General features: G+C 53.4%; 19 protein-coding genes. 10 read left to right on the top strand and 9 right to left on the bottom strand.

Annotated elements, in window-relative coordinates; translation table 11 throughout:
- Positions 1 to 1,559: YdgA family protein (locus DEO48_RS03185; protein ID WP_258306053.1), on the bottom strand; the 1,559-nt coding region annotated here is incomplete at its 3' end.
- Between the two features lie 99 nt (positions 1,560 to 1,658).
- On the bottom strand, positions 1,659 to 2,834 hold the full coding sequence (gene manA / locus DEO48_RS03180) for a mannose-6-phosphate isomerase (protein ID WP_109844355.1): 1,176 nt from the start codon (positions 2,832 to 2,834) through the stop codon (positions 1,659 to 1,661).
- Between the two features lie 199 nt (positions 2,835 to 3,033).
- Here manA and fumA point away from each other — a divergent pair, with 199 nt between their 5' ends.
- Both fumA and fumC read left to right on the top strand, forming a co-directional pair.
- Complete coding sequence (gene fumA / locus DEO48_RS03175) at positions 3,034 to 4,680, top strand: class I fumarate hydratase FumA (RefSeq protein ID WP_109844354.1); 1,647 nt, start codon at positions 3,034 to 3,036, stop codon at positions 4,678 to 4,680.
- 183 nt (positions 4,681 to 4,863) lie between these two features.
- Entirely contained in the window at positions 4,864 to 6,258 is a 1,395-nt protein-coding gene (gene fumC, locus DEO48_RS03170; RefSeq protein ID WP_109844353.1) for a class II fumarate hydratase, read from the top strand.
- Here fumC and tus read toward each other — a convergent pair whose 3' ends face one another.
- The 4 genes from tus to rstA form a co-directional block, all read right to left on the bottom strand.
- Positions 6,259 to 7,188, bottom strand: coding sequence for a DNA replication terminus site-binding protein (gene tus, locus DEO48_RS03165; protein ID WP_109844352.1), 930 nt, complete (start codon positions 7,186 to 7,188; stop codon positions 6,259 to 6,261). It lies immediately after the preceding gene.
- 73 nt (positions 7,189 to 7,261) lie between these two features.
- Entirely contained in the window at positions 7,262 to 8,560 is a 1,299-nt protein-coding gene (gene rstB / locus DEO48_RS03160) for a two-component system sensor histidine kinase RstB (protein ID WP_023311466.1), read from the bottom strand.
- 75 nt (positions 8,561 to 8,635) lie between these two features.
- Positions 8,636 to 8,896, bottom strand: coding sequence for a hypothetical protein (locus tag DEO48_RS03155; protein ID WP_109844351.1), 261 nt, complete (start codon positions 8,894 to 8,896; stop codon positions 8,636 to 8,638).
- A gap of 246 nt (positions 8,897 to 9,142) precedes the next feature.
- Positions 9,143 to 9,859: a two-component system response regulator RstA gene (gene rstA / locus DEO48_RS03150; RefSeq protein WP_021241154.1), complete on the bottom strand. Its 717-nt coding sequence runs from the start codon at positions 9,857 to 9,859 to the stop codon at positions 9,143 to 9,145.
- 128 nt (positions 9,860 to 9,987) lie between these two features.
- Here rstA and DEO48_RS03145 point away from each other — a divergent pair, with 128 nt between their 5' ends.
- Positions 9,988 to 10,323, top strand: coding sequence for a GlpM family protein (locus DEO48_RS03145; protein WP_023311470.1), 336 nt, complete (start codon positions 9,988 to 9,990; stop codon positions 10,321 to 10,323).
- Here DEO48_RS03145 and folM read toward each other — a convergent pair.
- The 3 genes from folM to ydgH form a co-directional block, all read right to left on the bottom strand.
- Positions 10,320 to 11,042: a dihydromonapterin reductase gene (gene folM / locus DEO48_RS03140; RefSeq protein WP_023311471.1), complete on the bottom strand. Its 723-nt coding sequence runs from the start codon at positions 11,040 to 11,042 to the stop codon at positions 10,320 to 10,322. The two genes, DEO48_RS03145 and folM, sit on opposite strands and share 4 nt — an antisense overlap.
- Positions 11,043 to 11,081: 39 nt before the next feature.
- Positions 11,082 to 12,464, bottom strand: coding sequence for an amino acid permease (locus DEO48_RS03135; RefSeq protein ID WP_023311472.1), 1,383 nt, complete (start codon positions 12,462 to 12,464; stop codon positions 11,082 to 11,084).
- Between the two features lie 184 nt (positions 12,465 to 12,648).
- Positions 12,649 to 13,593, bottom strand: a complete 945-nt coding sequence (gene ydgH, locus DEO48_RS03130; protein WP_045356963.1) for a DUF1471 family protein YdgH — start codon at positions 13,591 to 13,593, stop codon at positions 12,649 to 12,651.
- A gap of 535 nt (positions 13,594 to 14,128) precedes the next feature.
- On the opposite strand from ydgH, the gene pntA reads away from it, so the two are divergent.
- The 7 genes from pntA to DEO48_RS26485 all read left to right on the top strand — a co-directional run bounded on the left by pntA (position 14,129) and on the right by DEO48_RS26485 (position 23,664).
- Positions 14,129 to 15,658, top strand: a complete 1,530-nt coding sequence (gene pntA, locus DEO48_RS03125) for a Re/Si-specific NAD(P)(+) transhydrogenase subunit alpha (protein WP_023311474.1) — start codon at positions 14,129 to 14,131, stop codon at positions 15,656 to 15,658.
- Between the two features lie 10 nt (positions 15,659 to 15,668).
- Positions 15,669 to 17,057, top strand: coding sequence for a Re/Si-specific NAD(P)(+) transhydrogenase subunit beta (gene pntB / locus DEO48_RS03120; protein ID WP_032668239.1), 1,389 nt, complete (start codon positions 15,669 to 15,671; stop codon positions 17,055 to 17,057).
- A gap of 1,231 nt (positions 17,058 to 18,288) precedes the next feature.
- A complete protein-coding gene (locus DEO48_RS03115; protein WP_109844350.1) occupies positions 18,289 to 18,810 on the top strand; it encodes a fimbrial protein in 522 nt (173 codons plus the stop codon).
- Positions 18,811 to 18,899: 89 nt separating this feature from the next.
- Positions 18,900 to 19,589, top strand: coding sequence for a molecular chaperone (locus DEO48_RS03110; protein ID WP_109844349.1), 690 nt, complete (start codon positions 18,900 to 18,902; stop codon positions 19,587 to 19,589).
- A 59-nt stretch (positions 19,590 to 19,648) separates the two neighbouring features.
- Positions 19,649 to 22,231, top strand: coding sequence for a fimbria/pilus outer membrane usher protein (locus DEO48_RS03105; protein WP_109844348.1), 2,583 nt, complete (start codon positions 19,649 to 19,651; stop codon positions 22,229 to 22,231).
- 28 nt (positions 22,232 to 22,259) lie between these two features.
- On the top strand, positions 22,260 to 23,279 hold the full coding sequence (locus tag DEO48_RS03100) for a fimbrial protein (protein ID WP_109844347.1): 1,020 nt from the start codon (positions 22,260 to 22,262) through the stop codon (positions 23,277 to 23,279).
- A 43-nt stretch (positions 23,280 to 23,322) separates the two neighbouring features.
- Complete coding sequence (locus DEO48_RS26485) at positions 23,323 to 23,664, top strand: fimbrial protein (protein WP_146198231.1); 342 nt, start codon at positions 23,323 to 23,325, stop codon at positions 23,662 to 23,664.
- Positions 23,665 to 23,720: the final 56 nt, after the last annotated feature.

The raw sequence follows: 23,720 nt of genomic DNA, 5'->3' as shown, positions 1-23,720 counted from the left end.
GGTGCTGCCGGTGCTGCCGGTGCTGCCGGTGCTGCCGGTGCTGCCGGTGCTGCCGGTGCTGCCGGTGCTGCCGGTTCCGGCATCCCCAGCGTCGGCATACCAAACATGCCGACGAAGTCTTCCAGCGGCATCTTGTCGCCGTTGAGCGTTACCTGGCCGTTGGCGTACTGCAGGCTGGTGGAGATCGTGTTGTTTTCCACTTTGGTGATGCGGAACATCTGGCCCATGGCCGCCAGACCTTTCACCTGCTGGTTCGCCAGCTTGCCGGCGTCTTCATCGCCGTAGCCTTCCAGCTTCGCAATCTGGGTCATAAACTCGGTCGCCATATCCATCGGGATGGTCAGCTTGCTGTCGAGCGACTTCACGCTGCGATCCACTTCCTGCGCCAGCGTCTGCGGTGCACCCGTTGCGGTTGCCGGATCTTTAAGGAACAGCGACAGGTTAAAGCTGGTTTCGCCTTTGCTGTTTTTCCAGCTCAGCGGCGCAACGGTGATCACCGGCTCGCCTTTCAGCAGGACAGGCAGGTTGTTGAACAGTACCGCCATCGCCTGCTGCTGATACACCTCAGGGTTCTGCTGGAGTGCGGCATCGGTCAGCAGCGCCTGGCTCTCTTTGCTGTATTTCTGGCTAAACTCGTGCCACGCCTGGCCGTCGATATTGCCGATCTTCAGCGACAGCTTGCCGGTGCCCAGATCCTGATTCTGCACCTTCAGGCTCTTCAGCGTGTAATCCAGCTGCGTGTTGATGCTTTTACCGTCTTTGGAAACGTCAGATTTGCCGTTGACGTCCATGCCTTCCAGCACGGCCATCTCTTTTCCTTCAACCGCAATGGCCACCTTGTCGAGAGAGAGTTTCTGATCGCCGATACGCTCCTGGAAATCGGTCATTCGGCTGTTGCCGTCGGCTTTCAGGTTGTTGAAGGTGAGCTGAACCTTTTGGTTATATTCGTTCACGGCATTGACCAGACCGCTTTCCGCTTCACCCGTCAGGGAGAACACGTTTCCGTCGCGGTCAGCGTCAAGTTTGAATTGACCGCCGCTGAAGGCGACTTTCTCATTCTCTTTCTCGTAGTTCAGCGCTTTCAGGGCAATATTGGAACTCGTGTCACCGGCATAGCTAATTCGGGTATTAATGTCGAAAGGCGATTCATTCTTCGCCAGGTCAAACAGCGGTTTGGTGACGTCGTTATTCACCAGCACGGTATGAACGGACGCCATCGAAGGGAGCAGGTTAAAGGACTTCAGCTGCGCCAGCGGCAGAGGACCGTGGCTCACCACCTCATCCAGCACCACGCTCTGGCCCGGTTTCAGCCAGCCGTTTTCAGTACCGGCAACCGGCTTCACCACCAGCTGCATACGGCTGGTAAACACGCCGCGATGATAATTCTGGTAGCTCAGCTCAAGGCCCGCCTCCGGCGCGCTGCGCTTAATCTCTCCGTTAGCCTGCGCCACCATCTCAGCCAGACGGCCTTCCAGCTGTTTCCCGGTAAACCAGGAGGCACCCGTCCAGACCACGCCTAACGCTACAATCACTCCAACCGCTACGACCGATTTTTTCATTGCGACTATCCCTAAAATGAAACCAGGCGGTAAAAACCGCCTGGAGATATTAAGCCTGCAACTAGCTTAGCAAGAGTTGTTAAAAAATTCAGTAAGTGCTTAAAGCTTATTGAAAACGCGCGCCAGACGACCGGTGCCGCTTACGCTGACCGGTGATTCATTGGCTGCAACGAATGCTGACTCACCGGGCTTAAGCACCAGACGCTGTTCGCCTTTGCGCAGCGTCGCTTCGCCCTCGGCGCAGAACAGAATCGCCGCGCTTTCCTGCGCGATGGCGGTTTCGGCCTGGCTCAGGTCGTGCAGGGAGAAAGCAAAATCTTCAACCGGAATCGGGAAGTCCAGCTCTGCGCCGTTTTTCACCGGCTGAGTCAGCAGCTCCGCGGCAGGTTTCGCCACGAACTTCACGTTGGCAACCAGCTCAGGAATATCGATGTATTTCGGCGTCAGGCCCGCGCGAAGCACGTTATCGGAGTTGGCCATCACCTCCAGCGCCACGCCCTGAAGGTAGGCGTGCGGGGTTTCAGCGAACAGGAACATCGCTTCGCCCGGGTTCAGCTTCACCACGTTCAGCAGCAGAGGGGAGAACAGGCCGCTGTCGTCCGGGTAGAATTCGGAGATCAGACGGATAGTCTCCCACGGTTCACCCTGCTGGCTGCCCAGAGCCGCTTTCAGTACCGCCAGCGCGTGAGATTTCTCTTCACCCTGCATATTCAGCAGGCTGGCAAACAGCTGGCTGAGCGCGTCTGCGTTCGGGTTTTCAAGGAAGTGGGCGATAGCCTTGTGGGCACCCGCGACCGGTTGCAGCAGGGAAACGATCTCTGAAAACTCGCGGAACGCGTTCATCGCCAGGAACGGGGTCAGCGCCAAGACCAGCTCCGGCTTGTGGTTAGGATCTTTGTAGTTACGCTCGGCGGCGTCCAACGGAATACCCGCCGCGTTCTCTTTCGCAAAGCCGATTTCAGAGGCTTTCTTGTTCGGGTGAACCTGGATGGAGAGCGGCTGGTCGGCGCACAGCACCTTGAACAGGAACGGCAGTTCGCCGAAGCGCTGAGCCACCTTGTCGCCCAGCAGCGCGGCTTTATCGGCATCAATCACGTCACGCAGGCTGCGTACCTGGCCGCTGGCGTCTTCAATTTTTGAGCTGCTCTTCGGGTGCGCCCCCATCCATAGTTCTGCCATCGGCAGGTTGTTCGGGTTCGCGATACCGTAGAGATCCGTTAACGCAGTTTTACTTCCCCAGGCGTAGTTTTGCACTGAGTTAATGAGTTTTTGCATTATCAAGCCCTGATTCAATTGTGGAATTAACTCCGGGTATTAAAGCAATAAACCTCATGGAAGTAACCTGTGGATGTAAAAAGTCGTACTAGTCTCAGTTTTTGTTAAAAAATTGTGTAGGATAAGCTGACTCGCTTTTAAGCCGGGCAGCGGAACATCTGCCCTGAATAAACAGACCGAAGCAGTAAGTGAGAGACCAATGTCGAATAAACCCTTCCATTATCAGGATCCTTTCCCCCTCAGTAAGGATCGGACCGAGTATTACCTGTTAACCCGCGATCACGTCTCCGTCTCTGAGTTTGAAGGACAAGAGATCCTCAAGGTCGATCCTCAGGCGCTAACGCTGCTGGCGCAGCACGCTTTCCACGACGCCTCGTTTATGCTGCGTCCTGCGCACCAGCAGCAGGTTGCCGATATCCTGAGCGACCCGCAGGCCAGCGAAAACGATAAATACGTTGCCCTGCAGTTCCTGCGTAACTCAGACATCGCGGCGAAAGGTGTTCTGCCTACCTGTCAGGACACCGGCACGGCGATTATCGTCGGTAAAAAAGGCCAGCGCGTCTGGACCGGCGGCGGTGACGAAGCGGCCCTGGCGCACGGCGTCTACAACACGTACACCGAAGATAACCTGCGCTATTCGCAAAACGCGGCGCTGGATATGTATAAAGAGGTCAACACCGGCACCAACCTGCCAGCACAGATCGATCTCTACAGCGTCGACGGTGACGAGTACAAATTCCTCTGCATCGCCAAAGGCGGCGGTTCAGCTAACAAAACCTATCTCTACCAGGAAACCAAGGCGCTGCTCACCCCGGGCAAGCTGAAGAACTACCTGGTTGAAAAGATGCGCACCCTCGGCACCGCGGCGTGCCCGCCGTACCATATCGCGTTTGTGATTGGCGGTACGTCGGCGGAAAGTACGCTGAAAACCGTCAAGCTGGCCTCAACCAAATACTACGACGGCCTGCCTACCGAAGGTAACGAGCATGGCCAGGCGTTCCGCGACGTGCAGCTTGAGCAGGAACTGCTGGAAGAAGCCCGAAATCTGGGCCTCGGCGCGCAGTTTGGCGGCAAATACTTTGCCCACGACGTGCGCGTGATCCGTCTGCCGCGTCACGGTGCCTCCTGTCCGGTCGGGATGGGCGTGTCCTGCTCTGCGGATCGCAACATCAAGGCGAAGATCAACCGCGAAGGCGTGTGGATCGAAAAACTGGAAAACAACCCGGGCAAATACATCCCGGAAGAGCTGCGCAAAGCGGGTGAGGCTGAAGCGGTTCGCGTCGATCTGAACCGTCCGATGAAAGAGATTCTGGCGCAGCTTTCGCAGTATCCGGTCTCGACCCGTCTCTCGCTGAACGGCACGATCATCGTGGGTCGCGACATCGCGCACGCGAAGCTGAAAGAGCGTCTGGACAACGGCGAAGGGCTGCCGCAGTACATTAAAGATCACCCGATCTACTACGCCGGTCCGGCGAAAACGCCTGAAGGTTACGCGTCCGGCTCGTTAGGTCCAACCACGGCGGGCCGTATGGACTCGTACGTTGACCAGCTGCAGGCTAACGGCGGCAGCATGATCATGCTGGCGAAAGGCAACCGCAGCCAGCAGGTGACGGACGCCTGCCACAAGCACGGCGGCTTCTACCTGGGCAGCATCGGAGGCCCGGCTGCGGTTCTGGCGCAGGGCAGCATTAAGAGCCTGGAGTGCGTTGAGTACCCGGAACTGGGTATGGAAGCGATCTGGAAAATTGAAGTGGAAGACTTCCCGGCGTTTATCCTGGTGGATGACAAAGGCAACGACTTCTTCAAGCAGATCCAGTCGTCCCAGTGTTCGGCGTGCGTGAAGTAATTCTGTAAATTGCCGGGTGGCGGCTGCGCCTTACCCGGCCTACGAGTCTGGTAGGTCGGGTAAGCGTTAGCGCCACCCGACATCAAAAAGAGCGCACAAAGCGCCATATCGTTTCTCAGAAGTCATCAATACTTATCCCTTAAGCATGTGAGCAATCCCTCTTTTGTTATCAAGGAGAAAGTAATGACCACGGTACGCCATGAGAAAGATTCTATGGGCGCCATCGACGTCCCGGCCGATAAGCTATGGGGCGCGCAAACCCAGCGTTCGCTGGAGCACTTCCGTATTTCGACCGAAAAAATGCCCGTCTCGCTGATTCAGGCGCTGGCGCTCACCAAACGCGCCGCCGCGAAAGTGAACCAGGATTTAGGCCTGCTGACGGCAGACAAAGCGACCGCCATCATCAACGCCGCCGACGAAGTGCTGGCGGGTAAGCATCCCGACGAATTCCCCCTCGCCATCTGGCAGACCGGTTCCGGCACCCAGAGCAACATGAACATGAACGAAGTGCTGGCGAACCGGGCCAGCGAACTGCTGGGCGGCGTGCGCGGCATGGAGCGTAAGGTCCATCCGAACGATGACGTCAACAAAAGCCAGAGTTCTAACGACGTCTTTCCGACGGCGATGCACGTGGCGGCGGTCATCGCTATACGCGAACAGCTTATCCCGCAGCTCAACGTCCTGAAATCCACGCTCAACGAGAAAGCGCGGGCCTTCCGCGACATCGTCAAAATTGGCCGTACGCACCTGCAGGACGCCACGCCGCTGACGCTCGGCCAGGAGATTTCCGGCTGGGTGGCGATGCTGGAACATAACCTGAAGCATATTGAGTACAGCCTGCCGCACCTGGCGGAGCTGGCGCTCGGCGGAACGGCGGTCGGGACCGGGTTAAATACCCATCCTGAATACGCGGTGCGCGTGGCGGAGGAATTGGCAAACATCACCGGTCAGCCGTTCGTCACGGCGCCCAACAAGTTCGAAGCGCTGGCGACCTGCGATGCGCTGGTCCACACCCACGGTGCGCTGAAAGGGCTGGCGGCCTCGCTGATGAAAATCGCCAACGACGTGCGCTGGCTGGCCTCGGGTCCGCGCTGCGGCATCGGTGAAATCAGTATTCCGGAAAACGAGCCGGGCAGCTCCATCATGCCGGGTAAAGTGAACCCGACCCAGTGCGAAGCCATGACCATGCTCTGCTGTCAGGTGTTGGGCAACGACGTGGCCGTCAACCTGGGCGGTGCGTCCGGCAACTTCGAACTGAACGTCTATCGTCCGATGGTGATCCACAACGTTCTGCAATCGATTCGTCTGCTGGCGGACGGGATGGAGAGCTTTAACGAGCACTGTGCGGTAGGGATTGAGCCGAATCGCGAGCGTATCAGCCAGCTGCTCAATGAATCCCTGATGCTGGTGACGGCGCTGAATACCCATATCGGCTACGACAAAGCCGCCGAGATCGCGAAAAAAGCGCATAAAGAGGGGCTGACGCTGAAAGCCTCCGCCCTGGCGCTGGGCTATCTCACGGAGGAGGATTTCGATGCCTGGGTGCGCCCTGAGGCGATGGTCGGCAGCCTGAAATAGTCATCCCGCCACGTACAGGTGCAGCCGCGGAATAATCAGCTGCAGCGGCTGCGCCTGAGGTCGGTAACGGTGCTGGACATTTTCAGCATCGTAATTCAGCAACTCACCAATATCCGGCACGATGGCCCCCCGATCGGCATCATAGAGCGCAATCAGCGGCGTAGGGCAGGCATGCTGAACCTGTTTTTGCTGGCCGGAATACCAGACGCGGGCGATAGGCTGCACCTTCACCGGGCGCTTTATTTTGAGGCGCGCGTCCGCCGGAAGCGAGGCGATGCTGTGGTACTCCTGCTCCAGGCGCTCAATCCACTGCTCGCGCGACCACGGTGCGACGGTGCGCGGCGTCTTCAGGCTTTTTTCCAGCTGCGCCAGAATCTCATCCCGGGTGAAGTTTTTAATGATGTGCTTATTCGCCCAGCCGAAGCGTAGCGTGGCGGGATGACGCAGTACCGTCAGCGTGCGATAGGCGTTCAGGGTAATCAGCCCCGGAAGCTGACGGTGCACCCATTCAAACCGGGCGGCAGGGGCGAGGCCGGACTCTTCGGTAACGATCTTTTCAAAGGCCGCTTTCAGGGTGTTGATATGGGTAATCTGGCTTTCCAGCGCGTCGCGCGTTGTCGCATCGGTTTGCAGGCAGATCACGCCAGGCAGACGCACGGCGGCCTTACTGCTGCGGTTTTCTGACTGCTGCTGGATAAACAGTCGGCGATAGTGCTTCAGCGCCAGCTCGAGGGCGGCGCTGCCGATGTGCTGTTCAACCGCGATGGTGTCCAGCGGGTCGTGCTCGGCCCCTTTAGCCACCTCGGGCAGGGTAAAGACGCGCGCGGCCAGCAGGCGGCAGCTCTGCAAACGTTCGGTCAGGGTCAGGAGTTCGTGTTCTATTTCCCGAAACGTGCTGTTCAGCCGTTCGAGGAGATCGTAGGTCGCCATAAGCACTCTCGTTAGTTACAACATACTTATCATATAGCACAGCACGCCGGGTCAGGCCAGCGTGCGGTTGAAGTCAGGCAGGGACGGGAAGGGCGATGTTATGGTATACCGGCCAGCTAAAGCAGAAGCGCGCGCCGCCGAGCTCGCTCTCTTCGCAATGCACCGTGCCGCCCATCGCCTGCGCGATAGAGTAAACAATCGCCAGCCCCAGGCCGCATCCGCCAGTGGCGCGATCGCGGCTGGGGTCGAGGCGGACAAACGGTTCAAACACGGTTTCTCGCGCTTCCGGGGCAATCCCCGGACCGTCATCCTCCACCGTCAGGCTGGCCTGATTGCCCTGCAAATCCAGTCCGATCTGTAGCGTACTTTCGCTGTAGCGCATGGCGTTGTTCATCAGATTGTCCAGCACGCGCTCCATCAGGCGCATATCGAGCGCGCCGTAATCACCCGGCGTGACGCGCGTTAACAGCGTGCGCTGCGGGTTCACGCTCTGAACGTCATCGATGTGGGTTTGCAGCCAGGCAGGCAGGTCCGGCGTGCTGAGGTTCAGCTCGTTTTGCGGACGATCGAGGCGCGCGTAGGTCAGCAGCTCCTCAATCAACGCCTCAAGCTGGCCGATGTCGCGGTTAAGCGCCTGAGACTCCGCGTCAGTCAGATTCTCGCTCATCTCCAGACGATAGCGCAGGCGAACCAGCGGCGTGCGCAGCTCGTGCGCAATGCCGTCGATCAGCTGCTTCTTACTGGCGATCAGGGCATTGATGTTATCGGCCATCTGGTTAAAGGCCACGCCCAGGCGTTCAAAGCTGGAACCGCTGTCGAAGTGAATGCGTTCGGTAAAATGCCCTTCGCCAAAACGCTGCGCGGCGGATTCCAGCTTCAGCATGTCCTGCCAGTGCGGGCGCATCCAGATAAAGACCGGAAACGCGAGCGAAATGGCGATAAAGGCCATCAGCGCCATGTCCAGCAGACGCATCTGGTGCAGATAATAGAGATAGGGTACCGGCCCGACGGCCAGCACGTAATGGCTGCGCGGAATACGCTGGATAAAGGTGTATTTCTCATCCAGCGCGACGATGTCCCCGTCGCGCAGACGCTGCATGGCGGGCGGATCCAGCTCAAAATCTTTTAACGGCTCGATGCGTAAATCGAATGACAGGTTCAGATCCAGCTCTTTAAGGGTTTTCGCCCAGTCGTGCGGCGGGATCTCTCTCAGCTCGCTGCGCATCAGATAGAGCGAGCTTTTCATCAGATCGTCCAGCGACTGCCTGCCCGCACGTTCGGCGGTGAATTTATAGACCAGCCCGACCAGCATGGTCATGACCAGGAAACAGACAAACAGCAAAAGATAAAACTGCACAAACAGCTTTTTCATTGGGTCTCACCGAAAAAACGCTATGTGCAGAATATACATGAAAACCCTTCGCGTTTTTCACGTCTGTCGCGCGTGTTACATGGCTTTCGCGCTGTTTTTTACCTTGGCGATGAATTTTTCCGTCACGGCCAGGCCTTCTGCAATGTGCGTATCAATCACATCGGTACCGAATTCGTTAATTAAATCCAGGAGTATTTCGAAAGACTGGATAAGTTCCAGCAGGTCAAAAAGCGCTTTTTGATCGGAGCGCGAGGGAGAGGCGCGCCTTAGGGCTGCCTGATTAACAATCCACTCGAGATTGGTTTTGATGGCTTCGACCTGATTGTAGCTATACATATGCCATAGGCTTAAATCCTCATTTCAAGATTATATGGGAGAGATATCGTAACGCTTCGCGGTGAAAGCGAGTCTACATGCAGTCGGGGCGAACTGGAGAAAGGAGGGCTGAAGATTTAATTATGGAATAGTTCGCGTGCTTAGCAAGTCAATTGTTGCGCAAACGTAAAAATAAACGCGCGAAAGAGAGGACATCGCTGTGTAATGCCCTCATTGCGCGCACGTTATGCTAGCCAGATAACGGAGTCAGGTTTCCCAGGCGTGCGGGGCAAACAGATAACCCTTGTTACGTACGGTTTTAATGCGGTAGGGCTCGGTAGCGTTATCCTGCAGCTTTTTGCGCAGACGCGAAATCGCCACGTCAACGCTGCGGTCCATTCCGTCATAGCTCACACCACGCAGGTTTTTCAGCAGCGCGTCGCGGTCCATAATTTGCCCGGCGTGCGTCGCTAGCTCCCACAGCAGGTCAAAATCTGCGGTGGAGAGGGCAATAAGCTCGCCGGAGAGCAGCACCTGGCGGTTAATAGGGTCGATAGACAGCGTACCGAAGCGCATCGCTTTGTGCGGCGTCAGAGACGGCGCAGGTGCTTCGCGTTCGATGCTGGCGTGCTGGCGCAAATGCAGGCGCAGGCGGGCAAGCAGGACGGCAGGCGGTGTGGTTTTCAGAATGTAGTCATTGGCGCCCATCTCCAGCGACAAAATGTGGTTCATATCGCTGTCCAGTGAGGTGAGCAGGACGATAGGGCCCTCCCACCGGGCGCGCAGGTCACGGCAGAGCGTCATGCCGTCTTTGCCTGGCAACATAATATCCAGCAGTACCAGATCCGGGTTTTCACGGACGACCACCTCTTCGGCACGATCGCCGCGAGGTTCAACAATGACGTCCATATCATGTTTACCCAGATAGGCGGCGATCAATTGCCCGACTTCGGGTTCGTCTTCAACATAAACAATCTTATTCATACAACGTCTGTTTTCGTGAAAAAAGCCAACATACACCGCGGAACCTTAACCTTCCATTAATCTTTCAAAATTAACGCCGGTTCCGTTATTCTGGCTCTTATTGTTACTTGATTGTTATAGGGAAAAGTATGGGGCTGGCGATCAAAGCCGCGCTGGGCGCGCTGGTAGTGTTACTGATTGGCATTCTGGCAAAGACGAAAAACTACTACATTGCCGGGCTAATCCCGCTGTTCCCGACCTTTGCGCTGATTGCCCACTATATCGTGGCTTCTGAGCGGGGCACGGAAGCGTTACGCACGACCATCGTGTTTGGCATGTGGTCTATCATTCCGTATTTTCTCTACCTGCTTTCGCTGTGGTATTTCACCGGTTTTCTGCGTCTTCCCCTGGCGCTGAGCGGGGCGGTGGTCTGCTGGGGACTCAGCGCCTGGGTGTTAATTTTCTTCTGGAGCCGCTTTCACTAGCGCAGCGGTCGGCCGCCGTCCACGGCAAAGGTTCTGCCGGTGACGTAGCAGCTGGTGAGCAGATAATCCACAAGATCGATGACCTCTTTCTCGCCCGGGGCGATTTTCATGAGCGACTTATTCAGCGCCTGCTGACGATACTCTGCATCATCGTTTTCGTTAAACAAAATCATCGCCGGGGCGATGGCGTTTACCTTCACCTCGGGCGCGAGCTTGCGGGCAAACGAGCGTGTCATATTATCCAGCGCGGCTTTGCTGGCCGCGTAGGCGATGTGCTTGTCGCTGCCGCGCTCCACCACATAATCGGTAAAGTGAATAATGTCGCCCGCAGCGTGCCCATGACCGCGGAGCAGATCCTGCAGAGCGTGGTTAAGCAGATAAGGGGCATTGACGTGGATCTGCAGCATGGCTGAGAGCGTTTCGCTGAGTGACGTACCGGGTTTTTCGGCTCGCCATGCGCTGGCGTTATGGATCACGGCGCGCAGTCCCGTCGTGGCGGCTTTTACCTTTTCCGCGAAAGCCAGAATGCCTTCATCGGTCGAAAAATCAGCCTGAATGCAGACCGCCCCGGCTTTGCGTAACCCTTCAATCGACGGGTATTCCGTACGGTAGCTGACAATGACCGGATGGCGAAGGTTGAGAAAGTGATGGGCGAGGGCGAGGCCGATACGGCGGCCTCCACCGGTAATCAGTATTGGGCGAAGCGGTGCATTTCCCATCGTATTCTCCTTTACAGTTCAACAATGGGAAAGGCGATGCTAACCCATTAACATCCAGGTTGCTGGCAGGGCAGCAACCAGTAACAGTCCAATTAATGCCATCTCACGGCGTTTCAGCGCGTTCTCCAGCTGATGCGTGCGGCGGGCGTAGATAAACACCAGCAGACCCGGTGCGTACAGCACCACCGACAGCAGCAGATGCATAGGCCCGGAAGCATACAACAACCACAGGCCGTAAATACAGGCTCCGACACCCACGACATAATGCGCCGGGCGTGTGGCAATTTTTAACAGATACGCACCCACTAAGAAATAGGGTACCAGAATCATCTCCGAGGCGATGGTCAGCAGGGTGTTATAGTCTGAACCTGTGAGCCAGATCAGCACCAGACAGACCTGAACGCTGATGTTGGTCAGCCAGAGCGATGCCGATGGCGCGCTGTTTTGGTTTTGACGGGCGAACAGGCGTGGAAACGCCTTGTGAGTCGCGGCCAGGAACGGCACTTCAGCCGCCATGATGGTCCAGCTCAGGTAAGCGCCGCAGACGGAGACGATCAGCCCTGCGGCAATCACCACGTCGCCCCAGGGACCGAGCATTTTCACCATCAGGCCAGCCATTGACGGGTTACGCATTTCAGCCAGCTCAGGACGCGCCACCACGCCCAGCGACAGCAGCGTCACCAGCAGATAGACCCCCAGCGCGGCCAGTACGGCCAGCAGCGTGGCGCGGCCCACATCGCGTTTATTCCTGGCCCGGGCAGAAACCACGACCGCACCTTCAACGCCGATGAACACCCACAGGGTAATCAGCATCGTGTTTTTCACCTGCTCCCAGACGGGAACGCCCAGCGCAACGCCGCTGAAATCAAGCTTGAAAACGTCCAGACGGAACGCAATAAAGGCCAGAACGATAAACAGGCCGAGCGGAACCAGTTTCGCCAGCGTCGCCACAAGGTTGATGCTGGCGGCCGTTTGTACGCCACGCAAAACCAGCCAGTGGACGAACCACAGCAGCACCGAGGCACCCACAATAGACTGCCAGGTATTCCCGTCGCCAAAGAGGCGCAGCTCAGGCGTATCGGTAAAGAAACTGAGCGCCGAGAAGACGATTACAAGATAAGAGACGTTGGCGATAACGGCACACAGCCAGTATCCCCATGCGGAACAGAAGCCAATCAGCTCGCCGAAACCTTCACGCGCATAGGTGAAAATGCCGCCGTCAAGATCCGGGCGAATGCGGGTGAGCAGCAGCATCGCGAAGGCCAGCAGCAGTATGCCGACACCCGTAATGCCCCAGCCAATGATGAGCGCGGAAGGGCTGGCGACGGCGGCCATATTTTGCGGCAAACTGAATACGCCTGCACCCAGCATTGAGCTTAAAACGAGTGCAGTCAGAGCACTCAGGCCAAGTTTCTTTTCCATTGGCTTCCTGTTATGAAAGTTCAAAATCCAGAATAATTATTTCGCTCAGGCGCATAAAAATGGTGGATCACACTAAGGCGCGGGATTTTACGGAGTGTAACGAATGCATGCAATGACGTGAGGCAGAAATTCAAAAAAAGTAACAAAAAAGGCGGCATTGCGCCGCCTTTCGTAAACGATGTTGTTACTTGTACAGATCGGCGCTGATGGTCACGTTGTTACCACGTTCCTGCCACTGGCGGGTGATGTGGTAGTACTTCGCCCCTTTCTTCGCCGCACGCTTCGCGACCTGGTAAGAGACTTCCGTCATGTTGCCGTAGTTGCCGGTAAACTTGATGCTGTCGAACGGCACCATCTGCGCTGCAGTGGCGTTGTTCAACTCTTCAATTTTGGTACCGTCCGGCAGCGTAACGGAATAACGGCCACCTTTCGTGGACTGCGTTTCGAAGAAACGGCCCACTTCAGCGCTTGGAGCAGCCGTCGTTGCTACGCCTGGAATTTCAACTTTCTTCGCTTCTTCGCCGCCTTTAGCGAGCGCCGCGCGACCTGCTTCTGAATTCGCCGGGATGGCATCCGGGCTCTGCAGAACACGTTTTTTCGCATCTTTTTTATAGATGAACGCGGTAATACGCTGGTTGCCGCCCTGGTTAGCATCGACCTGACGCACGATGAAGAAAGAGTAGGCCCCTTTCTCTTTCGCGGCTTTGGTAATGGCATCGTTCACTTCAGGCTGGCTGCGATAGAAGCCCTGAACGGTGACGGTGTCGTAAGGTTCCAGCTCAATCGCCTGATCTTTCGGCAGTTCAACAACACCGTTGATCACGCGGTTTTTTGGTGCGTCAGCTTTCGGCGCATTGTCTTTGAACAGCGCAATGGTCACGCGCTGGTTACCGCTGTTGCCGTAATCGGACTGGTCAACCACATAAAACGAGGCCGCTCCGTTTTTATCTGCGGCTTTTGATGCAGCGGCGACGGCGTCGCCAATAGAATTATAACGACCCACAATGACCGTATGGTCAAAAGGTTTTAACGCTGCCGCTTGCTCCGGCGTTAACTCTGTTGCGGCATTCGCAGACAGGGCGGTCGCGGAAAGAAGTGCGGACGCCAGGAGTGTGTTCTTAAGCTTCATAAAAATGATCCTTCGCCTTGCGCAAACCATGTACTGGTATTGTTGTTAATTTGAGACGGTCCCGATTATTGCATTTAAAACCCGTCGCTGTCTGCGCCATTTTTCACTGCCTGTGCTTACTGAATCACCGAATTCGATAACATTTAGTGATATGTTGAAAAAACACGCGTTTGACAAGTAAAACTGATAAAGCATATGACTTTTACAAGTTAATTTAATGTTAACAAGTTGTTCTCTTATGGCGCTATATCATGTTTTTACCGCTTCGCTTGCGCGTTTTATCGGTTCTGGCAGTGAATTTAAGGTAAATATCACTGTCAGTGACGCCGATCGCTTATTTTTCACAGATAAAGTAAGAAATAGTGTTTTCTGGCGGTAGATCACGGGCGCTATTTTCAGTAGGTTATAGACAGTTTGTTACTGTTTTATTTTCCGGGGTTAATCATCTCTCGTCGCTCGCGCGATGGCGAAAATTGATACAAACCGCGGGCATTTATCGATAAACCATCATCAAAAACCGATGGAAGGGAAAACTATGCGTATTGGGGTACCAAAAGAACGGTTAGCCAATGAAACCCGCGTAGCGGCAACACCGAAAACGGTGGAGCAACTGCTTAAACTGGGTTTTACGGTCGCGGTTGAAAGCGGCGCGGGCAAACTGGCGAGTTTCGATGACGAGGCCTTTATCCAGGCCGGCGCGGAAGTGGTCGACGGTGCTGACGTCTGGCAGTCGCCGGTGATTCTGAAGGTCAACGCACCGGAAGAGAGTGAGATTGCGCTGCTCAATCCGGGAACGACCCTGGTGAGCTTCATCTGGCCTGCGCAAAACCCGGAGCTGATGGAGAAGCTGGCGGCCCGCGGCGTGACCGTGATGGCGATGGACTCCGTGCCGCGCATTTCGCGCGCGCAGTCGCTGGATGCCTTAAGCTCCATGGCAAACATTGCCGGCTATCGCGCTATTGTTGAAGCGGCCCACGAGTTTGGTCGCTTCTTTACCGGTCAAATCACCGCCGCGGGTAAAGTCCCTCCGGCGAAAGTGATGGTGATTGGCGCAGGCGTGGCGGGCCTTGCCGCAATCGGTGCGGCAAACAGCCTGGGCGCTATCGTACGCGCCTTTGACACCCGTCCTGAAGTAAAGGAACAGGTCCAGAGTATGGGCGCCGAATTCCTTGAGCTGGATTTCAAGGAAGAAGCAGGCAGCGGCGACGGCTACGCGAAGGTGATGTCCGAAGCCTTTATCAAAGCCGAAATGGAACTCTTCGCCGCCCAGGCGAAAGATGTCGACATTATTGTCACCACCGCGCTTATCCCGGGTAAACCGGCGCCGAAGCTGATTACCCGTGAGATGGTTGACTCCATGAAGCCGGGCAGCGTGATTGTCGACCTGGCCGCCCAAAACGGCGGTAACTGTGAATATACCGTTCCAAATCAGGTAACCACGACCGCTAACGGCGTGAAGGTGATCGGCTATACCGATCTGCCGGGCCGTCTGCCAACGCAGTCTTCTCAGCTCTATGGCACCAACCTCGTCAACCTGCTGAAGCTGCTTTGCAAAGAGAAAGACGGCAACGTCACCGTTGATTTCGACGATGTTGTTGTGCGCGGCGTCACGGTGGTCCGTGAAGGTGAAATTACCTGGCCTGCGCCGCCTATTCAGGTTTCTGCTCAGCCTCAGGCGGCAACGAAAGCGGCACCTGAGCCAAAAGAACCCGCCAAACCGGCTTCTCCGTGGCGCAAATACGCGATCATGGCGCTGGTGATTATTCTGTTCGGCTGGCTGGCTGACGTTGCACCAAAAGAGTTCCTCGGCCACTTTACCGTCTTCGCGCTCTCCTGCGTCGTGGGCTACTACGTGGTGTGGAACGTCTCCCATGCGCTGCATACGCCGCTGATGTCGGTAACCAACGCCATCTCGGGGATCATCGTGGTGGGGGCGTTACTGCAGATTGGTCACGGCGGCTGGATCAGCTTCCTGAGCTTTATCGCGGTGCTGATCGCCAGTATCAATATTTTCGGTGGTTTCACCGTGACTCAGCGCATGCTGAAAATGTTTCGTAAAGGCTAAGGGGTAGCATATGTCTGGAGGATTAGTGACAGCCGCATACATTGTTGCTGCAATCCTGTTTATTTTCAGTCTGGCGGGGCTTTCCAAACACGAAACGTCTCAGCAGGGTAATAACTTTGGTATCGCCGGGATGGCGATTGCGCTGATTGCCACCATCTTCGGGCCGGATACCGGCAACGTGGCGTGGATCCTGGTGGCGATGATCATCGGCGGCGCGATTGGTATTCGCCTGGCAAAACGCGTTGAAATGACCGAGATGCCGGAGCTGGTTGCCATTCTGCACAGCTTCGTGGGTCTGGCGGCGGTGCTGGTGGGCTTCAACAGCTACCTGTATCACGAACCGGGCCTGGAACCGATTCTGGTGAATATCCACCTGACGGAAGTGTTCCTCGGTATCTTCATCGGTGCGGTGACCTTCACCGGTTCCATTGTCGCGTTTGGCAAGCTGCGCGGGAAGATCTCCTCTAAACCGCTGATGCTGCCAAACCGTCATAAGCTGAACCTCGCGGCGCTGGTGGTGTCGTTTGTTCTGCTGGTGGTCTTCGTGCGTACCGAAAGCGTGGGCCTGCAGGTACTGGCGTTGCTGGTGATGACCATCATCGCGCTGGCGTTTGGCTGGCACCTGGTGGCGTCCATCGGCGGTGCGGATATGCCGGTGGTTGTCTCGATGCTGAACTCCTACTCCGGTTGGGCGGCAGCGGCGGCAGGCTTTATGCTGAGCAACGACCTGCTGATCGTCACCGGTGCGCTGGTGGGTTCTTCCGGTGCGATCCTGTCTTACATCATGTGTAAGGCAATGAACCGCTCGTTCATCAGCGTTATCGCCGGTGGTTTCGGGACCGATGGGTCTTCTTCCAGTGCGGATGAAGAAGTGGGTGAGCACCGTGAAATTTCTGCGGAAGATACCGCAGACATGCTGAAAAATTCGCACTCCGTGATCATCACTCCGGGCTACGGCATGGCGGTGGCGCAGGCGCAGTATCCGGTTGCGGAAATCACCGAGAAGCTGCGCGCGCGGGGCATCAAGGTTCGCTTTGGTATTCACCCGGTGGCAGGGCGTCTGCCGGGCCACATGAACGTGCTGCTGGCGGAAGCGAAAGTGCCTTACGACATCGTGCTGGAAATGGATGAGATCAACGATGATTTCGCCGACACCGACACCGTGCTGGTTATTGGTGCTAACGATACCGTCAACCCGGCGGCACAAGACGACCCGGGTAGTCCAATCGCCGGTATGCCGGTTCTGGAAGTGTGGAAGGCGCAGAACGTGATCGTCTTCAAACGCTCCATGAATACCGGCTATGCCGGGGTGCAGAACCCGCTGTTCTTCAAAGAGAACACCCACATGCTGTTTGGCGATGCGAAAGCCAGCGTGGATGCGATTCTGAAAGCGCTGTAAGGTGCATTGAAACGAAAAACCGCCAGGTTTTGAAGTGATATTCCATATATTGGATCCCTTCACTATCTGGCGGCTCACATTCTAACCTCAAAGCTGGAGGGGACATACCAATTAATAATGGATGCCTTATATCATAAGTCGCCTACTGCAGAAGTTTTGACGCTCCACTTTATAGACTGCTATTGCCATTCCTTATATAAAACAATTTGTTTTCCGCGCTTCATCCTGGTTCCGGTACAATACTGTTAAAGCGCTAAGTTACCTCCCAGAATGATAGAGTTTTTGTCAAAATCATCATCGGATTTGCTAAAATCCACCATAATCCAGGATTTGCAACCAACCGATGCGCTTCTTTTAAAGGCGTGCCGGCTACCTGCATGTTTCTTACGTTATGATACAGGTGTCCTTAATAGCTAAGCAATTGTGGCAGGGACTGCTATTGTGACTATGCTAAGATAACCAGTGTTGTTATAACTTCTTATTTTTCGCAGTTACCTGATTACAGATCAGTTCATCACTCATGAACAGGTTTGATCGTCTTACCTTTGAAATCGGCAAGGATTTTTCGCAATATGAGAGCATCTTCATGCAGATGTTTAGCATAAAGGAAGAGAGCATTTCAGCGCATTTCATTAGTCATAATATTAACCATTAGAGATTTGGTCGGTTATTTTTTTTCATTAAAGTATGAGTTATTTATCCTGTATGGCTGATGGGTGTTATTCAAATTTACCACTGATTTATTGATACTTATTAAATTCCCTGCCGTCATGAAGTTAAAATGCCCTTTTCGGGGGGGGGGCAATATGCGTACAACTACGCTTCTGGAGATAATGTAGCAGTCGTCGATGTAGCGCATGATGGATGTTTGTTGAGATACGGGTAAGTAATGCTGATGTTAATTGATTGTAAAATGCTTGATAGCGAATGTAAGGGCTTCCTGTAAAATACTTATCTTTTGATTTTAACAGGGGGCTTATGGTGGCCCATGCTAAAGAGAGAATTATCATCCTTGAGTTAGTCCCAAACGGCTAAAACAGAAAAACAAAGGAAGCCTTAACAACATCGAAAATAAATCCGTTTTTAGACTTTTAAAATATTGATGCCATATTTTACCTTGGATAGAATTTTCGAACTCCAAGAAAGGGGTGTTTAATATTATGAGGTGAATAATTTCATCATTTCTTATGGTGGGGTTATTTTCATGTACATGAAAAGGATGAATTATATAATGAAAGCAAAGTTAACGGCCATGGTGATTATGTCTGCTTTTAGCCTGGCAGCAATTTCAGTTCATGCTGATGATGGGAAAATTAATTTTATCGGAAAAATTACCGATGACGCTTGTACTGTCACTAATAAAGTATCTAACCCACTGTCAGTGACTATGGGAACCGTATCCAGTAAAGCCTTTGATGAAAGCGATACTGCTGCTCCGACTGATTTTAAAATCGAACTGACCAGTTGCCCTGAAAGCGTTAAATCAGCTGCAGTAAAATTTGACGGCACCGCTGCTAATAATGACAGCACTGCGCTGCAGTTAACTCAGGAAGACGGTGTCGCTACCGGCGTGGGCATTCAGATCACCGATGCGAAGAACAAAGTAGTACCGCTGCATACGGCTTCTTCTTCCTATGACCTGCAAAGTGGTACTAACAACCTTGCATTCACTGCGCGTTATCTGAAAGTCGGTTCGGGAGTAACCTCCGGACCGGCGAACGGCACCACCAACTTCACTATTATCTACAACTAAGTTGTTCCTGCCTTTCACGAAGTTCGTGATGGGTTGGGGTAATACAGGCCGGTAAAACCGGCCTGATTTTTCCCGGAGTTAACCCACAAATGAAAACTTGGATCAAAACACTTTCCCTTCCACTGCTCCTTTCTTGCAGTCTTGCTCAGGCTGTCGAGGTTGGTGGCGTTACTATCGGCGGCACGCGACTCATTTATGAGGGCGGTAAGAAGGAGGCTTCACTGAACGTCACCAATTCGGATGTCAGCCCCTATCTCATACAGTCCTGGGCCGAAACGCAAAATGGTGGTGCTGATAAAGCCCCTTTTATCGTGACGCCACCACTATTTCGGCTTGAAGCTAACCAGCAAAACACTCTACGCATCGTTCGTACAGGTGGCAATTTGCCTGAAGACCGCGAGTCGCTTTTCTGGCTGAACGTTAAGTCTATTCCCGCCGGAGTGAAAAAAGAGAACGGCAATACGCTGCAAATCGCTGTAAAAAGCCGCATTAAGCTGATTTATCGTCCGCAATCGTTGCTAAAAGGGTCGCCGGATAAAGAGAGCGGTAAGCTCAGCTGGACGCTAAACGGCAATCGTCTGACAGTGAACAATGCCTCTGCCTACTACATGAATTTCCAGCAAGTAAAAGTTGGCGGGCGTGAAGTAAAAGATGCCACTTATGTTGCTCCTATGAGCAGCGCTAGCTTCCCTGTTCCTGCAGGGGCAGCAGGTAATATTACCTGGAAGCTGATTACCGATTACGGTGGTACGGGCCCGGAACATGGCCAGGGTCATTAAGGAAGTGCATTTTACAGGAAGTCGGGCAGCGCTAGCTTCCCGTAGTAACGGAGCCATAAATGAATAATGAAAACAGTCGCCGTATGCGTTTAAGACCGGTCGCATATTTTATTGCCACTCAACTCGCGATGATTGGAATTCTTACGACTACTGCTCATGCGAGGGACTTCTTTAACCCGGAATTGCTCGAACTGGGATCGCCGGGCCAGAAAGCGGTAGATCTGTCGGCCTTTGAAAATAAAGGTGGACAGCTTCCAGGCACCTACCGCGTGGATATTTATCTTAATAACAACCAGATGGAAACCCGCAACGTTGAGTTTCGTATGGTTAAAACCGCTGACGGCCAGGAAGCGTTGCAGCCATGCCTGGCTGTTAACGATCTGGAAACTTGGGGCGTGTTGGTCAAAAAGTTTCCGTTGCTAGGCAAAGCAGGAAGTGATTGTGCCGATATCTCCGCGGTGCCTCAGGCCAACACCGAGTTTCGCTTTGACAAACAACAATTGCTGCTGACATTCCCGCAATCGGCGGTCACCAACTCCGCTCGTGGCTGGGTAGACCCAAAACAGTGGGATGAAGGAATCAATGCACTGTTACTAAATTATAGCGTCAGCGGCTCCAATAATTATGCGAAGAGTGGTCAGGGTTATGACGGCAATAATCAATATGTCAATCTGCGCCCGGGGCTAAACATAGGTTCATGGCGTCTGCGCAATTACACCACATGGAATCGTAGTTCGACCGGAGGTCCGGGAGGTGAGACAGACAGCAGTTGGGATACGGTTTATACCTATGCGCAGCGTGACATCGTTCCTTTAAAGGCCCAGCTTACCGCAGGTGACAGCAGTACTGGGGCTGATGTTTTTGATAGCATTTCTTACCGTGGGATAGAGTTGGCTTCCGATGACGAGATGTTACCGGACAGTTTGCGGGGCTACGCGCCAGTCGTTCGAGGCATTGCACGAACCAACGCGCAGGTCACCATTCGGCAGAACGGTTACATCATTTACCAGACCTCTGTTTCACCGGGGGCTTTCGAAATAAACGACATGTACCCTACTGGCGGGTCCGGCGATCTATACGTCACGATCAAAGAATCCGATGGTAGTGAACAGCAAATCGTGGTGCCGTTTGCATCTTTGCCAGTCCTGCAGCGTGAAGGGCGATTCAAATTTAGCCTAATGAGCGGAGTTTATCGCTCTTATGACAACAGTGTGGATGAAACTCCTCTGAGTGAAGGTACGGCCATATACGGTCTTCCTGCTGGTTTTACAGTCTATGGCGGCGGCCAGTTCGCCAGTCCTTACCAGTCCTTGGCGCTGGGGTTGGGTAAAAACATGGGGGATATCGGCGCGCTCTCTGTTGATGTGACGCAGGCCTGGTCAACTATGAAGGATCAGCCCAAAGAAAGCGGCCAGTCCTGGCGCGTGCGTTACAGCAAAAATATTGTTGATACTGGCACTAACTTCACCATCGCAGGCTATCGCTACGCAACAGAGGGCTACTGGGGCATGCAGGAGGTGCTTGACACCTATACCAGCGGCAACAGCTATCCGCTGATTGAGCGTCGCCGCAACCGCGCGGAGCTAAGCGTGTCACAGGATTTATGGGATGGCGCAGGCAACCTGGGGTTGACGGCGGTACGCGAGGATTACTGGAATACCGACCGTCGCATGGAATCGTATGGTGTTAGCTATAACAACTCCTTGCACAGCATTAGCTATAACCTGAGCTACACCTACAACCGTAACTCTACGGCGAATTACGGATCAGAGGATGGTGGTCGTATTTACGACAACGACCAGTTGTTCTCGATGAGCATTAGCGTGCCGATGAGTCTGCTGCTTGGTCAATCCCGTAATGAGTACGTTAACTATATGGTCAATACCAGCAAAAAAGGCAACACTAACCACAGCGTCAGCGTGGGTGGCACAGCGCTTGAGCAAAATAATCTGAGCTGGAGCGTGCAGGAAGGTTATGGCACGCAAGGCCAGGGCAACAGTGGCAGCGCCAACGCTGACTGGCGCTCAACCTATGGCGAGCTGACGGCGGGTTATGGCTACGACCAGTATAGCGAACGTATGAACTACGGCGTGCAGGGAGGCGTGCTGGTTCATGAAAATGGCGTTACATTGGGTCAGCCGATGAGCGAAACCGTAGCGCTGGTGGCAGCGCCAGGAGCGAAGGGAATAAATGTTTCCTCGCAAACGGGGGTTCGCACGGATTTCCGTGGTTACGCGTTGGTACCTTACGTCAGCCCGTACCGTAAAAACGACATTACATTGGATACCGAGTCCTTTGGTGATGATACCGAAGTGGCTATCACCAACCAGACGGTGATCCCGACTCGTGGTGCAGTAGTGCGTGCAAATTATAAAGCCAGCGTGGGTAATCGGGCATTAATGAGTTTAACACTCGCCAACGGTGAAAATGTGCCGTTTGGGTCAGTTGTCACAGTAAAAGATCATGAAATGTCATCAGGTTTTATTGTAGGGGATAACGGACAGGTTTATTTAACAGGCCTTGAAGCAAGTGGTGAGTTGTTGGTGCGTTGGGGCGACGGAGTAAATGACCACTGCTCTGTATCATTTACTTTACCATCATCGGTTCAGGGTGTGGTTAATACTTCCGCTCTTTGTCGTTAAAACTATTCTGGTATTACAGGTTTAAAATATGAATTTTACTTTATATAAAGACAAAATATCATGTCTTATGGCTTTTGATATATCAAAAATAATGTGCTTTGCTTTGTTTTCATTGTTCATGAGCTTCAGCAATTTTGTATTTGCTGCTGCCACTTATTGTACTGGCACTGAAGATTACACACCTGTAAAAGTAACTATTCCTTCACCGATAACTATCACACCTGAAATGGAAATAGGGGAGGTTATAGGAACAACAACATCTACTTTCCCTAGAGGTAGTACCACCACAGGCTGCACAATCGCAGGGACTAGTGGTACAGTACCAATTAACGGAACAGGTATACCTAACGGCAATATTTACCCAACAACTATCCCGGGAATCTCGTATCGGGCTAAAATGACTGCTGGTTGGGATATAACAGGTATTAATAACGCGTATTGGCCAACTGTCGGTAGCTACTCAGGTGGTCCTTTCACATACGGTGTCTATAATGGGGGAACCTTTACAATTGAATTAATAAAAACAGGAACTATCCCTGGAAACGTCACTTGGATTCCGGGAGTCTTGGGAACTATACAAGTAATCACAACTGGTAAAACATTTAATCTTATAGAATTTTATAGTAATGACCCCACTCCAATTAAACCCCTTAATCCTGCATGCAGGGTTACAAATGCAGTTATTCCTGTTGCACTCGAACCGGTGCGCTCTAGTTTGCTAAAAACAACGGGCTCAACGGCGGGCGAAAAATCGATCAGTATTCCTTTGACATGCAGTATGCCTGTGAGGATAAGCTTGGGGTTTGAGGGTGACTTTGCTGATTCAGAAAATTCAGTTTTGATTAACACTGGGTCTGACACAAACAAAAATAATGTGGGGGTCCAGGTTTTAGATAATGCAGGAAACCCATTGCAGGCTCTTGTAAATTTAGGGGCAGTTAATGGCGATATTAATTACGACATTAAAGCGCGTTATTACGCATTAACAGATGGTGTTCCTGCAGGAGATGTCAGCAGTAAAATTTACGCAACGATTATGTACAACTAATCTTCCTGATATAAGTAATTGAATTATTTTATAGAGAGAAAAAATGACAACTTTAAAAAAATGTTTAGCTACAACTATGTTAATGGCTGGCTTTTTATCAGGTGGTATACATGCCGCAGATGTTACTATTAATATTACAGGTCAAGTAATAGCCGCCGCCTGCACAACTGGCGTTGGTTCAACTTATAATATCGATCTTGGTCAGGAAATTTCTGCAGCCACGCTCAATTCAGCTGGTGCAGCCTCCACGTATGTTTCTCAGGACATAGTATTAAGCGATTGTCCTGCGGGGACGACATCAGTGACAGCGACATTTGATGGCACCAAAGATAGCGGCAACGATACCATGTACGCTAACGCGACAGGGGTGCGTATTCCGCTCTGATCGATCATGTTTTCGCGTGGAACGTCGATCAGCGATTCGCAGCTGATCGATCATCC

Source organism: Enterobacter sp. CGMCC 5087, assembly GCF_003144775.1.
In the GTDB taxonomy this organism is placed as follows: domain Bacteria; phylum Pseudomonadota; class Gammaproteobacteria; order Enterobacterales; family Enterobacteriaceae; genus Enterobacter; species Enterobacter cloacae_M.
Note: the sequence above shows the minus strand (reverse complement) of the source record. Positions and strands in the feature narration are given on the sequence as shown.

Coding starts and splice junctions, on each gene's coding strand:
- DEO48_RS03110 (WP_109844349.1), top strand. CDS start 18,900: ATGAAAACTTGGATCAAAACACTTTCCCTTCCACTGCTCCTTTCTTGC.
- DEO48_RS03145 (WP_023311470.1), top strand. CDS start 9,988: ATGGGGCTGGCGATCAAAGCCGCGCTGGGCGCGCTGGTAGTGTTACTG.
- fumC (WP_109844353.1), top strand. CDS start 4,864: ATGACCACGGTACGCCATGAGAAAGATTCTATGGGCGCCATCGACGTC.
- fumA (WP_109844354.1), top strand. CDS start 3,034: ATGTCGAATAAACCCTTCCATTATCAGGATCCTTTCCCCCTCAGTAAG.
- DEO48_RS03155 (WP_109844351.1), bottom strand. CDS start 8,896: ATGTATAGCTACAATCAGGTCGAAGCCATCAAAACCAATCTCGAGTGG.
- DEO48_RS03115 (WP_109844350.1), top strand. CDS start 18,289: ATGAAAGCAAAGTTAACGGCCATGGTGATTATGTCTGCTTTTAGCCTG.
- DEO48_RS26485 (WP_146198231.1), top strand. CDS start 23,323: ATGACAACTTTAAAAAAATGTTTAGCTACAACTATGTTAATGGCTGGC.
- ydgH (WP_045356963.1), bottom strand. CDS start 13,593: ATGAAGCTTAAGAACACACTCCTGGCGTCCGCACTTCTTTCCGCGACC.
- rstA (WP_021241154.1), bottom strand. CDS start 9,859: ATGAATAAGATTGTTTATGTTGAAGACGAACCCGAAGTCGGGCAATTG.
- tus (WP_109844352.1), bottom strand. CDS start 7,188: ATGGCGACCTACGATCTCCTCGAACGGCTGAACAGCACGTTTCGGGAA.
- pntA (WP_023311474.1), top strand. CDS start 14,129: ATGCGTATTGGGGTACCAAAAGAACGGTTAGCCAATGAAACCCGCGTA.
- pntB (WP_032668239.1), top strand. CDS start 15,669: ATGTCTGGAGGATTAGTGACAGCCGCATACATTGTTGCTGCAATCCTG.
- DEO48_RS03105 (WP_109844348.1), top strand. CDS start 19,649: ATGAATAATGAAAACAGTCGCCGTATGCGTTTAAGACCGGTCGCATAT.
- manA (WP_109844355.1), bottom strand. CDS start 2,834: ATGCAAAAACTCATTAACTCAGTGCAAAACTACGCCTGGGGAAGTAAA.
- rstB (WP_023311466.1), bottom strand. CDS start 8,560: ATGAAAAAGCTGTTTGTGCAGTTTTATCTTTTGCTGTTTGTCTGTTTC.
- folM (WP_023311471.1), bottom strand. CDS start 11,042: ATGGGAAATGCACCGCTTCGCCCAATACTGATTACCGGTGGAGGCCGC.
- DEO48_RS03135 (WP_023311472.1), bottom strand. CDS start 12,464: ATGGAAAAGAAACTTGGCCTGAGTGCTCTGACTGCACTCGTTTTAAGC.
- DEO48_RS03100 (WP_109844347.1), top strand. CDS start 22,260: ATGAATTTTACTTTATATAAAGACAAAATATCATGTCTTATGGCTTTT.